Source organism: Pseudomonas sp. Pseusp88, from assembly GCF_047303955.1.
Lineage (GTDB): Bacteria > Pseudomonadota > Gammaproteobacteria > Pseudomonadales > Pseudomonadaceae > Aquipseudomonas.
In genome coordinates, this window is the sequence record NZ_JBGLYM010000036.1 from 18,099 (window position 1) to 33,036 (window position 14,938).

The following is a 14,938-nucleotide window of genomic DNA, read 5'->3' on the forward strand; positions in this document are numbered from 1 at the left end:
GCAATGGATTTATCGGCGGTCTGGCGCTGCTCTTGATGGCCGTGCTGTCGATAGCACGCGCTCAGGCTGCGCCGAATGAAAGTGAGGCGGGTATCCAGCTGAGTCTGGAACAGCGTGAATGGCTCAATCAGCGCAGCCAGTTGCGCGTCGGCCTGGTGATGCAGGCGCCATATGCGCAGTTCGACCGGCGCTTGCAGCAGTTGTCGGGAGCCAACGTCGATGTAATGAACTGGCTGGAAAAAAGCCTGCGTGTGGAATTGTTGTGGCGCAATTTTCCTGATCAGGCCGCTCTGGAGAAAGCCCTGGCCGAAGGCGCCGTCGATATCGCTCCCGGCCTGACCCAGACTCCGGCTGGTTTGCGTCGCTGGGTGTTTTCCGACCCTTACCTGCGGATTTCGCAACTCATCGTCGGTGAGCGTGACGGCGCCGGTACCGTGGATCTGGAAAAGCTCGGTGATCAGTCGCGTGTGGCCGTACGCATGCCCAGTGCCACCGCCGACTACCTGCGCAGCACCTACTCGCACCTGAACCTGCAAGGCGTGCCTCAGGAACGTCAGGCCCTGCAATTGCTGCTGACCCAGCAGGCACGCTACGCCGTGGTTGATGAAGCGCAGCTCAGTCGTCTGTCCCGGGAGCCGGAGTTCAGCGAACTGGCGGTCGTAGGTGATATCGGTTATCCGCAATTGTTGCGGGTTGCAACGCGCAAGGACTGGCCGCAGCTGGCCGACATTGTTGCCGTCGCCCTGCGTGCCATTCCGGCCAGGGACCTGGATCAACTGCATACCCGCTGGTTTCCGCTCAAGTATCCCCAGGCCAATACATCGCCGGGGTTCTGGCAGAACATCAGCTTCCTGCTGCTGGTCTTGTTGTTGGCCTGCTTCACCATCGTGATCTGGCAGCGTCGCCAACAGCAAGAGCTGGAGCAGGCCTTGCTCAGTGCCCGGCAGGACATCGCGCGTCGCCAACGGGGTGAGGAGGCGTTGCGTCTGGCGCAGTTTTCCATCGATCAGAGCACGCTGGGGATTCTCTGGGTCAATTGGGACAGTCGCGTGCGTTATGCCAACCGGGCGGCGGAATCGATGCTGCGCTATGACGCAGGCGGCGCTGTGGATCGACCTTTGATTGATTTCGAGCCCGGCCTGCACATGGACCGTTGGCTCAATCTGTGGAACAGCGCGCGCTCCAATGAAGACGCGCCCTTGAGTTTCGAGACCAACCTGACCTGCGCCGATGGGAGCATCCTGCCCGCCGACGTGTCCTTGAGTTTCCTGCGTTTTCGCGATGCCGAATATCTGGTGGTATTTCTCAGCGACGTCAGCGACCGGCGCCGTGCCCATGAGCAGTTGCGCGAGTTGTCGGCGCATCTGGAAAGCGTGCGCGAGGAAGAGAAAGCCCGCATCGCTCGGGAAGTTCACGACGAGCTGGGGCAGATGCTCACCGTGCTCAAGCTGGAAACCTCCATGTGCGAACTGGCCTATGCCGATCTCGACCCCGGCCTGCGTGATCGGCTCAACAGCATGAAGCGCCTGATTGCCCAGTTATTCCAGTTGGTGCGCGACGTCGCCACGGCATTGCGTCCGCCGATCCTTGATGCGGGCATCGCCTCGGCCATTGAATGGCAGGCCCGGCGCTTTGAGTCGCGCACGCAGATTCCCTGCCTGGTTCAGGTACCGGATAACCTGCCAACGCTGAGCGATGCCCGGGCCATTGGTATGTTCCGCATCCTTCAGGAGGCGCTGACCAATGTCATGCGCCACGCCCAGGCCCATACTGTGGAAGTCAGTCTGACCCTGGACAGCGAGCGCGGCCTGATGTGCATGACCATCGCCGATGATGGCCGCGGCTTTGTGCCGGAACACGGACGTCCGGTTTCCTTCGGTCTGGTCGGCATGCGCGAGCGGGTTTTGATGCTCGGCGGACGATTGGAGCTGGACAGTGAGTCGGGAGAGGGCACAACCTTGCGCGCCTTTATTCCATTGGATCCAGTCAACGAGGAGTCGATATCGTGATTCGTGTATTGGTAGCCGAAGACCACACCATCGTGCGCGAGGGGATCAAGCAATTGATCGGCCTGGCCAAGGACATGCTGGTGGTCGGTGAGGCCAGCAATGGCGAACAACTGCTCGATACCTTGCGCCACATCGCTTGCGAAGTGGTGCTGTTGGACATTTCCATGCCGGGGGTCAATGGCCTGGAAGCAATCCCGCGGATCCGGGCATTGACCAATCCGCCGGCGATTCTGGTGTTGTCCATGCATGATGAAGCACAAATGGCTGCTCGGGCGCTGAAAGTCGGCGCGGCAGGGTATGCCACCAAGGACAGCGATCCGGCCTTGTTGCTGACAGCGATTCGTCGGGTCGCCGGTGGCGGACGCTATATCGACCCGGACCTGGCCGACCGCATGGTTTTCGAGGTGGGCCTGACCGACAATCGGCCGCTGCACTCGCTGTTGTCCGAGCGTGAGTTTTCGGTATTCGAGCGTTTGGCTCAGGGCGCCAACGTTAACGATATTGCTCAGCAACTGGCCCTGAGCAGCAAGACCATCAGCACCCATAAAGCGCGGCTGATGCAGAAAATGAACCTCAATTCCCTGGCGGATCTGGTCAAGTACGCGGTTGAGCACAAATTGCTCTGATCCAAAAACGACCTCTTGGTCTGAGCCAAGCGTGGGACCGGGTTTGCCCGGGAATGCGCCTTCCCGGCTAAAGCCGGTCCCACAGGTGCGAAGGCGTCAGCCCAGGTAAAAACCGACATACCTATCCCCGCCATCCTTGTAGGGCGTTCCCTACAGGCAACCTTCCATTGTGCTTAGGCGAATCTCTCCTGCCTCCCGATTTGCGGGGCCTGCGGCCTAAACTAGGCTAGATCCACGCAGACAAAACAAAGGTGTGGGCAATGAGCGACGTCGATACAAGCGCTGGGGCGAAAGATGTTCTAGTCAGCTTTCGTGGTGTGCAGAAGAGCTACGACGGCGAAGCTCTCATCGTCAAAGACCTCAATGTGGATATTCGCAAAGGCGAATTCCTGACCCTGCTCGGGCCATCGGGTTCGGGCAAGACCACCAGCCTGATGATGCTGGCCGGCTTCGAGACGCCGACCGCCGGTGAAATCCTGCTTGATGGCCGCTCCATCAACAATGTGCCGCCGCACAAACGCGACATCGGCATGGTCTTCCAGAACTACGCGCTGTTTCCGCACATGACCGTGGCCGAGAACCTGGCGTTCCCGCTGTCGGTACGTGGCCTGAACAAGACCGACATCGGCGAGAAGGTCAAGCGTGCCCTGGACATGGTGCAACTGGGCAGCTTTGCCCATCGCTACCCGGCCCAGTTGTCCGGTGGCCAGCAGCAGCGTGTGGCCCTGGCCCGTGCTCTGGTATTCGAGCCGCAACTGGTGTTGATGGACGAACCCCTGGGCGCACTGGACAAGCAATTGCGCGAACACATGCAGATGGAAATCAAGCATCTGCACCAGCGTCTGGGTGTGACTGTGGTCTACGTGACTCACGACCAGGGCGAAGCCCTGACCATGTCCGACCGCGTGGCCGTGTTCCACCAGGGCGAGATCCAGCAGATTGCACCGCCACGTACCTTGTACGAAGAGCCTTGCAACACTTTCGTGGCTAACTTCATCGGTGAAAACAACCGTCTCAACGGCCGCCTGATCAGCCAGAACGACGATCGCTGCGTGATCGAGCTGGAACGAGGCGAGAGAGTCGAGGCGCTGGCGGTCAACGTCGGTCGCACCGGTGATCCGGTCACCCTGTCGATTCGCCCCGAGCGCATCAGCCTCAATGGCAAGAGCGAAAGCTGTGTGAATCGCTTCTCCGGGCGTGTCGCTGAATTCATCTATCTGGGCGACCACGTACGTGTGCGCCTGGAAGTGGCAGGCAAGACCGATTTCTTCGTCAAGCAACCCGTCGCCGAACTGGACCCGGCCCTGAGCGTTGGCGATGTCGTACCGATTGGCTGGCAGGTCGAGCACGTCCGCGCACTCGATCCCTTGCAAGAAGTGCAATAACCAAGAGGCGAACAGATCGCCCTCTCCCCATCGCGAAACCAACTGCTCGTGGAGTGACGTACAAATGCTGAAAACGATGAAACTCACCGCAATGACGCTGGGCATGATGTGCGCAGCGCAAGCCATGGCAGCCGCCGATCTGACTGTTGTTTCCTTTGGCGGTGCGAACAAGACGGCCCAGGAAAAAGCGTTCTACGCACCGTGGGAAAAGGCTGGCAACGGCAAGATCATTGCTGGCGAATACAACGGTGAAATGGCCAAGGTCAAAGCCATGGTCGACACCAAAAGCGTTTCCTGGGACCTGGTAGAAGTCGAATCCCCTGAACTGGCTCGCGGTTGCAGCGAAGACATGTTCGAAGAGATCGACCCGGCCATCCTCGGCAAGAAAGAAGACTACGTACCGGGTGCCATCCAGACCTGTGGCGTTGGCTTCTTCGTATGGTCGACTGTGTTGGCCTACAACGCCGACAAACTGAAAACCGCACCGACCAGTTGGGCTGACTTCTGGAACGTCAAGCAATTCCCGGGCAAGCGTGGCCTGCGCAAAGGCGCCAAGTACACCCTGGAGTTCGCGCTGATGGCCGACGGCGTTGCGCCGAAAGATGTCTACAAAGTGCTGGCCAGCAAAGACGGTCAGGACCGCGCATTCAAAAAGTTGGATGAGCTCAAGCCGAACATCCAGTGGTGGGAAGCTGGCGCTCAGCCGCCACAGTACCTGCAATCCGGTGACGTTGTGATGAGCTCGGCCTACAACGGTCGTATCGCTGCGGTCGCCAAGGAAAGCAACCTGAAAGTGGTGTGGACCGGCGGCGTCTACGACTTCGACTCCTGGGCAATTCCGAAGGGTTCGAAAAACGCGGCTGAAGCGAAGAAATTCCTCGCATTCACCCTCGGCGCTGACCAGCAGAAGACCTACTCGGAAAACATCGCCTACGGCCCTGCCAACACCAAGGCAGTCAGCCTGTTGACCGCAGAAAACCAGGCGAACATGCCGACCAAGGCAGAAAACATCGCCAATCAGGTGCAGCTTGATGTTGCCTTCTGGACCGATAACGGTGAGCAGTTGGAACAGCGTTTCAATTCTTGGGCTGCCAAGTAATTAACGTTAGTTAGATCCTGGGTGTGTTCCTCCCGTTGTCGGCTGACACGGGAGGGCGCACATCCCTTGTTCAAAGATTTCGGAGTTCGCTATGGCCATCGCCGTGCCCCTGACTGAAGGCGCCAGCCCCACCTTGAAGCAACGCCTGGCTCGTGCCGAGCGGGTCAATCGCTGGAAGGCCCAGGCCCTGATTGCGCCGCTGGTCATCTTCCTGCTGCTGGTGTTTCTGGTACCGATTGCAGCACTGCTCTTCAAGAGCGTGGGCAACCCGGAAGTCGTCAATGGCTTGCCGAACACCGTCGTCGAAGTGAAAAAGTGGGATGGCAAAGGCTTGCCGTCCGAACCGGTCTATAAAGCGCTGAGCGTGGACCTGGGCGAAGCCCGCAAAAACTCGACTCTGGGCGAAACGTCCAGGCGTCTGAATATCGAGGTAGCAGGCTATCGCAGCCTGTTGACCAAAACCGCCCGCGCCCTGCCATTCAAGGAAGAGCCGGCGTCCTACAAGGAAGCCCTCGAAGCCCTTGACGAGCGTTGGGGCGACCCGGCGTACTGGCAGGCGATTCGCCGCAATACCAGTAGCGTGACTCCCTATTACCTGTTGGCCGCCGTTGACCACCGGATCGATGATCTGGGTGAAGTGGCCGCCGCGACGCCTGATCAGTCGATCTACCTGGATATCTTCGCCCGTACCTTCTGGATGGGCCTGGTGATCACTGTGATCTGCCTGCTGTTGGCCTATCCGCTGGCTTACCTGCTGGCCAACCTGCCCGCACGGCAGAGCAACCTGCTGATGATTCTGGTGTTGTTGCCGTTCTGGACTTCGATTCTGGTACGGGTCGCCGCGTGGATCGTGTTGCTGCAATCCAGTGGCCTGATCAACAGTGCCCTGATGGCCATGGGCATCATCGATAAGCCGCTGGAGCTGGTGTTCAACCGGGTCGGCGTGTACATCTCCATGGTTCACATCATGCTGCCGTTCATGATCCTGCCGATCTACAGCGTGATGAAGAGCATTTCCCCGACTTACATGCGTGCCGCAATCTCCCTGGGTTGCCCGCCTTTCCGCAGCTTCTGGCGCGTGTATTTCCCGCAGACCTATGCCGGTGTCGGCGCCGGCTGCCTGTTGGTGTTCATCCTGGCCATCGGTTACTACATCACCCCTGCGCTGTTGGGCAGCCCGAACGATCAGATGGTCAGCTACTTCGTCGCGTTCTACACCAACACCAGTATCAACTGGGGTATGGCTACTGCGTTGGGTGGCCTGCTGTTGCTGGCAACTATCGTGCTTTATCTGATCTATAGCTGGTTGGTCGGCGCCAGCCGCCTGCGTTTGAGCTGAGGAGAGTCACCATGCTGAGTCCTTACACGTCGCCCGTAGAGCGCGTCTGGTATTACGCCCTGCGTATCCTGTGTGGCCTGGTGCTGTTGTTCCTGGTGCTGCCGGTGCTGGTAATTGTGCCGTTGTCGTTCAACTCCGGCAGCTTTCTGGTGTACCCGCTGCAAGGGTTCTCCCTGCACTGGTATCAGGACTTCTTTGGCTCCAACGAGTGGATGCGCGCGCTGAAGAACAGCATGATCGTGGCCCCGGCCGCGACCATCCTGGCCATGGTTTTCGGCACCCTGGCAGCCATCGGCCTGACCCGCGGCAATTTCCGCGGCAAGTCCCTGGTGATGGCCCTGGTCATCTCGCCGATGGTCGTGCCGGTGGTGATCATCGGGGTTGCCAGCTACCTGTTCTTCGCCCCGCTGGGCCTGGGTAACAGCTACACCTCGCTGATCCTGGTGCATGCGGTGCTGGGTGTGCCATTCGTCATCATCACCGTGTCGGCGACCCTGCAGGGCTTCAACTACAACCTGGTCCGGGCTGCGGCCAGCCTGGGCGCCTCGCCGGTGACCGCGTTCCGTCGAGTGACGTTGCCGTTGATTGCCCCGGGGGTGATTTCCGGTGCGCTGTTCGCCTTCGCTACCTCCTTCGATGAAGTGGTCGTGACGCTGTTCCTGGCAGGTCCCGAGCAGGCCACCCTGCCTCGGCAGATGTTCAGCGGCATCCGCGAAAACCTCAGCCCGACCATCGCCGCTGCGGCGACCCTGCTGATTGCCTTCTCCGTCGTGCTGTTGCTGGTGCTGGAATGGTTGCGTGGACGCAGTGAGAAGTTGCGCACGGCGGCGGAGTAGTCCGGCATTGTGGGACCGGTTTTAGCCGGGAAGGCGTCTTCCCGACTGAAGCCGGTCCCACAGAAACCATATCCACCGCAGAAGCGGCTTTTGCCGCGAAGACCATCCATCCCTTAAACCGCTAAACTTCACCGCTCCCCACCCGCCCGGAGCTTTCGGTGAACCTCAACGACCCCAGTTTCGAAGAACTGCTCGATGCCCTGCACGACGGTGTGTACATCACCGACGGCGATGGCAAGACGCTGAAGGTCAACCGTGCCTAGGAGCGGCTTACCGGCCTGGAAAGCGCCGCGCTGATCGGCCGCCCCATGCAGGAGCTGGTCAAGGAAGGGGTGATTTCCCAGTCCGCTTCGCTGCGCGTTTTGCAGGAAGGCAAGCCGATCTCGGTGATGCAGAGTCTCAGCCAGGGCAAGAAGCTGTTGGTCAGTGCCACGCCGATTCTCGCTGCCGACCGCAGCATTCGCTATGTGGTCAGCACCGTGCGCGACATGACCGAACTGCTGCGCATGAAGCATGAGCGCGACGAACTGCAACAACTCAAGCAACTGCGCAGCAGCACGGCGCGCCTGCATGCCGGGCAGCGCGACAACCTTCTGCATTCCCCGCTGATGGCCGATCAGGAAGTCTCCGGTCGCGTATTCGCCCTGGCCCGGCAGGTGGCGGCCACGGATGTGAAAGTCCTGCTGCAAGGCGAGACCGGCGTCGGCAAGACCCTGGTGGCGCAGTTCATTCATAACGCCAGCGGCCGCGCCAAGGAGCCGTTCCTGGCCCTTAACTGCGGGGCGTTGCCGGAGAACCTGATCGAGGCCGAGCTATTCGGCTATGCCCCCGGTGCCTTTACCGGCGCGGGACCCAAGGGCAAGCGCGGTCTGTTGGAGCTGGCCAACCATGGCACCCTGTTTCTCGATGAAATCGGCGACCTGCCGTTGCCGGTGCAGGTCAAACTGCTCAAAGTCATCGAAGAAAACCGTTTTATCCCGGTGGGCGGCCTGGAGCTCAAGGAGGTCGATGTGCGCATCATCAGCGCCACCCATCACGACCTCAAACAACTGGTGGCCGAAGGGCGTTTTCGTGCCGACCTGTATTACCGCCTCAACGTCGTGCCGATCAGCATCGCCGCCCTGCGCGAGCGCAGCGAAGAAATCCCGCCGCTGTTGCATTACTACCTGGCCAGTTGCAACGAACGCTATCAGCGTCAGGTGCAACTCAGCCTTGAGGCGCTGGATCTGCTCTGCGATTACCCATGGCCGGGCAATATCCGCGAGCTGATCAATATCATCGAGCGCCTGGTGGTGACCAGTCGTGGCGATATCATCGAGGCCCTGGACCTGCCGGAAGAAATTCTCAACCTCGATCCACAACACACCGACGACAGTCGCCTGCCCCTGCGCAAGGTCCTGGAGAACGCCGAACGCACGGCAATTCGTGCCGCGCTGCAGCTGCACAAGACCACGCGCCAGGCTGCCAAGGCCCTGGGTGTGAGCCAGGCCACGGTGGTGCAGAAGATGAAGCGTTGGGAACGCACTGATTAGGATTTCAATCAAAGCCGTTCCAGCGATCAGAAAACTACTCGCTCAAACCCCTCAATTATCCTGCTGAATCACGCCAACCCTTGTGTCACGGGGCTTTGCGCGTGTTGGCACGGCTTTGGCTATCAGTGCTCGACGTCATAACAATTAATAAAGGACGAGCCGATGAGCATTTGCGCCTTCAAGATTGCCAATAAGTTGCTGACCGGCTCCGCCGCCATCGAGCAACTGGCCGCCGAACTGACCCGCCTGAATATCTCCAATCCGTTGATCGTGACCGATGCCATTCTGGTCACTTCCGGCACCGTGGATATTGCCCTGGCGCAACTGGGTGGCCGCCCGTACAAGATTTTCGATCAGGTCAAGCCCGAGCCCGAGATCTCCATTGTCGAAGACTGCACCCGTGCCTACCGCGAAGGCGGACATGACGGCCTGATCGGCGTCGGCGGCGGCAGCGCCATCGATATTGCCAAGGGTGTTGCCGCGTTCGCCGGGCACGAAGGGCCGCTGGCCGAGCTGTTCGGTGTCGATCAGGTCAAGCGCAAGGGGCCGCCGCTGATTGCCATTCCGACCACGGCCGGTACTGGCTCTGAAGTGACCAACGTGGCGATTTTCTCCGACAAGCAGGCGCAGCTGAAAAAAGGCATCGTCAGCGATTATCTGCTGCCCGACGTGGCTCTGGTCAGCCCGACCATGACCCTGACCTGCCCGCGCAGCGTGACGGCGGCCAGTGGCGTCGATGCCTTGGTGCATGCCATCGAGTCCTACCTGTCAGTCAACGCTTCACCCATCACCGATTCCCTGGCGCTGGGCGCGATCAAGCTGATCGCCAAGGCGCTGCCCAAGGCCTACGCCAACCCGGCCAACCTGCAGGCCCGGGAAGACATGGCCACCGCCAGCCTGATGGCCGGCATGGCGTTCGGTAATGCCGGGGTCGGCGCGGTGCATGCCCTGGCTTACCCGCTGGGCGGGCGCTTCAATATTGCCCACGGGGTCAGCAACGCCTTGCTGCTGCCTTACGTCATGGCCTGGAACAAGATGGCCTGCGTCGAGCGCTTTCGCGATATCGCCGAAGCCATGGGCGTGCGGGTTGCCCACCTGAGCGATCATGAAGCCGCCGATCGGGCGGTCCAGGCCATGACCGATCTGTGTGTCGCCGTGGACATTCCACGTGGCATGCGCAGCTTCAATGTGCCGCAAGACGCGATCCCGGCCATGGCCGAAGAAGCGAGCAAGATCGACCGGCTGATGCGCAATAACCCGCGCAAGCTGACGGCCGCGGATATTGAGCAGATCTACCGCGCCGCTTACTGATTACCCGCTGTATCGCCGCCCGACATCCTCATGGTGCCGGGCGCATTGCCTTATAAAACCAATAAACAGGTACCGTTCATGTCCAAAGATTGCGTGGGGCGCGAGAGCCCGTATATTCCATTGGGGCCATTCAAGGTCCGCCTTCCGTTGGTTCACTACAAGTTCGAGTTGCCGGACTACCTGCAAGGCCTGCTGATGTGTGCCGTGGACCTGGCCGCCATCCCGCTGATGACTGAACTGCTGGGCATGCCATTCGAAGTGGCCCTGGCCGTGGTCATGCTCAATGGCTTGCTGTACCTGACTCACCACTTGCTCGGTGACCCTACCGTACCGGGCTGGATCACCCCGGCGGTGCCGCTGCTGATGGCCTACTGCGCGCAGTTCCCCATCGGCCCGGAGCGCGTCCATGCCTTGATTGCCTTCCAGTTGATGCTCGGGGTGTTTTCCATCGCCCTCGGCGCCACGGGGATGGCGAAGAAGGTGGTGGAGTACGTGCCCTCGGCGATCAAGTCAGGGATTATCGTTGGCGCCGGCCTGAGTGCGGTGAGCGCGGTGTTCCAGGTTGGCGGCAAGTTCAACGTGCTGCCGTGGACCATCTCCATCACCGTGGGCATTGCCTTCTACCTGATCTTTTCCCAGCACTTCAACGCGCTGAAACAACGCAATCGCTTCTGGTGGAACTTCGCCAAGCTCGGCATCCTGCCCATCGTTCTACTGGCAGTGGTCGTCGCGCCGCTTTTCGGTGAAGCGCCATGGCCGACCATCCAGTGGGGCATCAGCAAGCCGGACTTCGCCGGGCTGTGGAACAACTACACCGTATTCGGCCTGGGCATGCCGCCGCTGTCGATGTTCATTTCGGCGCTGCCGACCATGCTCGCGGTGTACATCATCGTCTTCGGTGACGTGCTCAGCGCCAAGTCGCTGCTCGACGAAGCCGAGCATATCCGCACCGACGAGAAGGTCGATTACAACCCGGACCGCGCCCACCTGATTTTCGGCGCGCGCAATGCCTTCATGAGCATCTTCGGCCCGGACGTGGCCATGTGCGGGCCGAAATGGGCGGCCATGCTGGTGGTGGTCATCGAACGCTTCAAGGGCGGTCCGCAGGCGATGAAATCGATCATCGGCGGCGTCGGCTCGTTCCGCTGGGGCACCAATACCGGCCTGTTGCTGTTGCCGGTAGTGACGCTGGTACAGCCGATTCTTGGCGTGGCATTGGCGTTGACCTTGCTGATTCAGGGGTATGTCAGCGTGCGTCTGGGGATCCTCGAAGCCCGCAGCCAGCGCGACCTGGGCATTGCCGGGGTGATCGGTGCCGTACTGGCGATCAAGGGCGCCAGTTGGGCATTCGCCATTGGCGTGGTGCTGTGTCTGCTGATTTACGGCAAGAACTTCTTCAAGGGCGAGAACGATGGGACTTTTGCCAAGGATCTGCCGGTGCCGGATATCAAGCCTGAGCCGGTGAAGCCTGCTGTGCGGACGGTGGCCGAGACCGTTGCCGAGTAAGGGAGGATTTCCAACGCGATCATGTGGGACCGGCTTCAGCCGGGAAGCCGTTATCCGGATCAAGAAAATACAGCGGATGAAGTGGCGCTTTCCCGGCTAAAGCCGGTCCCGCAGGGCGGAGCTCCCGAAGACAGGGGTTTGCTGTGAGAGAGCCGTCATGAGGTACAATGCGCGCCACCGTGATTCCAGCTAAAAGGTGCGTCATGCAGCCCTTCCACATTGCTCCGTCGATTCTTTCCGCTGACTTCGCCCGCCTGGGCCAGGAAGTCGATAATGTTCTCGCTGCGGGCGCCGACATCGTTCACTTCGATGTCATGGACAATCACTACGTGCCTAACCTGACCATCGGTCCGATGGTCTGTTCGGCATTGCGCAAATACGGCATCACGGCGCCTATCGATGTGCATCTGATGGTCAGCCCGGTGGATCGCATCATCGGCGACTTCATCGAAGCCGGTGCCAGCTACATTACCTTTCACCCTGAAGCCACCCAGCACATCGACCGCTCGCTGCAGTTGATCAAGGAAGGCGGTTGCAAGGCCGGCCTGGTGTTCAACCCGGCCACGCCGCTGAACCTGCTGGAATACGTCATGGACAAGGTCGACATGATCCTGCTCATGAGCGTCAACCCGGGCTTTGGCGGGCAGAAATTCATTCCCGGTACGCTGAACAAGCTGCGCGAGGCGCGGGCCTTGATCGATGCGTCGGGTCGTGAAATCCGCCTGGAGATCGATGGCGGCGTCAACGTCAACAATATCCGCGAGATCGCCGCTGCCGGTGCCGACACCTTCGTCGCCGGGTCGGCCATCTTCAATGCCCCCGATTACAAGGAAGTCATCGACAAAATGCGTAGCGAACTGGCGTCAGCCCGCGCATGAGCGGCTTCGAAACGCTGTTCCCCGGCCGTCTGCCGAAGCTGATCATGTTCGACCTGGACGGCACCCTGGTCGACTCGGTGCCGGACCTGGCCGTGGCGGTGGACAAGATGCTCCTGGCCCTGGGGCGTCCGGTCGCCGGGCTGGAGGCGGTGCGGCACTGGGTCGGCAACGGTGCGCCGATCCTGGTGCGCCGCGCCCTGGCCAATGATATCGAGTACAGCGGCGTCGATGATGCCCTGGCCGAGCAGGGCCTGGAGCTGTTCATGGAGGCCTACGCCGAAAAGCATGAGTTCACCGTGGTCTATCCCGGCGTGCGCGAGACCCTCAAGTGGTTGCAGAAAATGGGCGTGGAAATGGCCCTGATCACCAACAAGCCGGAGCGCTTCGTCGCGCCGCTTCTGGATGAGATGAAGCTGGGGCGGTTTTTCCGCTGGATCATCGGCGGCGATACCATGCCGCAGAAAAAACCTGACCCGGCGGCGCTGTTCTTTGTCATGAAAATGGCCAATATCCCGGCCTCGCAATCGCTGTTCGTCGGTGATTCGCGCAGTGACGTATTGGCGGCCAAGGCGGCGGGCGTTGCCTGTGTCGGCATGAGCTATGGCTATAACCATGGTCGTCCGATATCCGAGGAATCCCCGGCGCTGGTGCTCGACGATCTGCGCAAGCTGATTCCCGGTAGCTCTGCCGGTTGCTTAGACGAAGGCGCTGAGATAACGTTGCCTCCTGTTCACGCTCCCTCCTTTAGAGAATCCATCGTGGTTGTCACTCACAAACTCTGGATGAAAGTCATCAAGGCCCTGGCCCGTTGGCGTTGGCGCGCCTGACTTGTATCTGGCCGGATACCCGGCACCGTTTGCCTGACTGACTGTTTAACCTCATACCACGAGGCTGTTCATGAACCGCGAAGAATTCCTGCGTCTGGCCGCTGAAGGCTACAACCGCATCCCGTTGGCCCTGGAAACCCTGGCCGACTTCGATACCCCGTTATCCATCTATCTCAAGCTTGCCGACGAGCCGAACTCCTATCTGCTGGAGTCGGTGCAGGGCGGCGAGAAATGGGGCCGTTACTCGATGATCGGCCTGCCGTGCCGCACGGTTCTGCGTGCCCATGAGCACAAGATCAGCGTGACCCACGACGGCGTCGAGATCGAAAGCCTGGAGTCGGAAGATCCGCTGGCCTTCGTCGAAACCTTCAAGGCCCGCTACAAGGTGCCGACCATCGCTGGCCTGCCGCGTTTCAATGGTGGTCTGGTGGGTTACTTCGGTTATGACTGCGTGCGTTACGTCGAAAAGCGCCTGGGCAAGAATCGCAACCCGGACCCGCTGGGCGTGCCGGATATCCTGCTGATGGTGTCCGACGCCGTAGTGGTGTTCGACAACCTGGCGGGCAAGATGCACGCCATCGTGCTGGTTGATCCTGCGCAGCCGGATGCCTACGAAGGCGGCCTGGCCCGTCTCGAAGAGCTGATGGAAAAGCTGCGCCAGCCGATCACCCCGCGTCGCGGCCTGGACCTGAGCCGACCGCAGGCAGCCGACCCGGTCTTCCGCTCCAGCTTCACCCAAGGCGACTATGAGCGTGCCGTCGACACCATCAAGGAATACATCCTGGCCGGTGACGTCATGCAGGTGGTGCCGTCGCAACGCATGTCCATCGACTTCAAGGCCGCGCCCATCGATTTGTACCGGGCGCTGCGCTGCTTCAACCCGACGCCGTACATGTACTTCTTCAACTTCGGCGATTTCCATGTCGTTGGCAGTTCCCCGGAAGTACTGGTGCGGGTCGAAGACAACCTGATCACCGTGCGCCCGATTGCCGGTACCCGCCCACGCGGTGCCACCGAGGAAGCCGATCATGCGCTGGAGGTCGATCTGCTGTCCGACGACAAGGAAATCGCCGAGCACCTGATGCTTATCGACCTGGGCCGTAACGACACCGGTCGCGTCTCGGAAATCGGCTCGGTCAAGCTGACCGAGAAGATGGTCATCGAGCGCTATTCCAACGTCATGCACATCGTCTCCAATGTCACCGGCCAACTGAAAAGCGGGCTGACGGCCATGGACGCGCTGCGGGCGATCCTGCCGGCGGGCACCTTGTCCGGCGCGCCGAAGATCCGCGCCATGGAAATCATCGACGAGCTGGAGCCGGTCAAGCGCGGTGTCTACGGCGGTGCGGTTGGATACCTCGCGTGGAACGGCAATATGGACACCGCCATTGCCATCCGTACGGCGGTGATCAAGAACGGTGAGCTGCACGTTCAGGCCGGCGGCGGCATCGTTGCCGACTCGGTGCCGGTGCTGGAATGGGAAGAAACCCTGAACAAGCGCCGGGCGATGTTCAAGGCGGTGGCGTTGGCGGAGCAGACTGCCGAGGATTGATCCGGCATTCCTGATTCATGATCTGAAATGAAATATGT

At 60.5% G+C, this 14,938-nt stretch carries 11 protein-coding genes and 1 pseudogene; all 12 read left to right on the forward strand.

Annotated elements, in window-relative coordinates; genetic code table 11:
• Positions 1-35 precede the first annotated feature (35 nt).
• The 12 genes and pseudogenes from ACCD02_RS28035 (at position 36) to trpE (ending at position 14,900) form a co-directional block, all read left to right on the forward strand.
• Complete coding sequence (locus ACCD02_RS28035; protein ID WP_413309220.1) at positions 36-2,009, forward strand: histidine kinase; 1,974 nt, start codon at positions 36-38, stop codon at positions 2,007-2,009.
• On the forward strand, positions 2,003-2,635 hold the full coding sequence (locus ACCD02_RS28040) for a response regulator (protein WP_413309222.1): 633 nt from the start codon (positions 2,003-2,005) through the stop codon (positions 2,633-2,635). The genes ACCD02_RS28035 and ACCD02_RS28040 overlap by 7 nt, the downstream gene beginning before the upstream one ends.
• A 260-nt stretch (positions 2,636-2,895) precedes the next feature.
• Complete coding sequence (locus tag ACCD02_RS28045; protein ID WP_413309170.1) at positions 2,896-4,020, forward strand: ABC transporter ATP-binding protein; 1,125 nt, start codon at positions 2,896-2,898, stop codon at positions 4,018-4,020.
• A 64-nt stretch (positions 4,021-4,084) separates the two neighbouring features.
• Complete coding sequence (locus ACCD02_RS28050) at positions 4,085-5,119, forward strand: ABC transporter substrate-binding protein (protein WP_413309172.1); 1,035 nt, start codon at positions 4,085-4,087, stop codon at positions 5,117-5,119.
• Between the two features lie 91 nt (positions 5,120-5,210).
• On the forward strand, positions 5,211-6,458 hold the full coding sequence (locus tag ACCD02_RS28055; RefSeq protein WP_413309174.1) for an ABC transporter permease: 1,248 nt from the start codon (positions 5,211-5,213) through the stop codon (positions 6,456-6,458).
• Between the two features lie 11 nt (positions 6,459-6,469).
• A complete protein-coding gene (locus ACCD02_RS28060) occupies positions 6,470-7,294 on the forward strand; it encodes an ABC transporter permease (RefSeq protein WP_413309176.1) in 825 nt (274 codons plus the stop codon).
• A gap of 158 nt (positions 7,295-7,452) precedes the next feature.
• Positions 7,453-8,826 (forward strand): annotated as a pseudogene (locus ACCD02_RS28065) (sigma-54 interaction domain-containing protein).
• A 162-nt stretch (positions 8,827-8,988) separates the two neighbouring features.
• Positions 8,989-10,137, forward strand: a complete 1,149-nt coding sequence (locus tag ACCD02_RS28070; protein WP_413309178.1) for an iron-containing alcohol dehydrogenase — start codon at positions 8,989-8,991, stop codon at positions 10,135-10,137.
• Positions 10,138-10,215: 78 nt separating this feature from the next.
• Positions 10,216-11,643 carry a hypothetical protein gene (locus tag ACCD02_RS28075; RefSeq protein WP_413309180.1) on the forward strand — a complete coding sequence of 476 codons (1,428 nt, stop codon included), beginning with the start codon at positions 10,216-10,218 and terminating at the stop codon, positions 11,641-11,643.
• A 203-nt stretch (positions 11,644-11,846) separates the two neighbouring features.
• Entirely contained in the window at positions 11,847-12,521 is a 675-nt protein-coding gene (rpe, locus tag ACCD02_RS28080; RefSeq protein WP_413309182.1) for a ribulose-phosphate 3-epimerase, read from the forward strand.
• Entirely contained in the window at positions 12,518-13,348 is an 831-nt protein-coding gene (locus tag ACCD02_RS28085) for a phosphoglycolate phosphatase (protein WP_413309184.1), read from the forward strand. Before rpe ends, ACCD02_RS28085 begins: the two co-directional genes overlap by 4 nt.
• A gap of 70 nt (positions 13,349-13,418) precedes the next feature.
• Complete coding sequence (trpE, locus tag ACCD02_RS28090; protein ID WP_413309186.1) at positions 13,419-14,900, forward strand: anthranilate synthase component I; 1,482 nt, start codon at positions 13,419-13,421, stop codon at positions 14,898-14,900.
• Positions 14,901-14,938 lie beyond the last annotated feature (38 nt).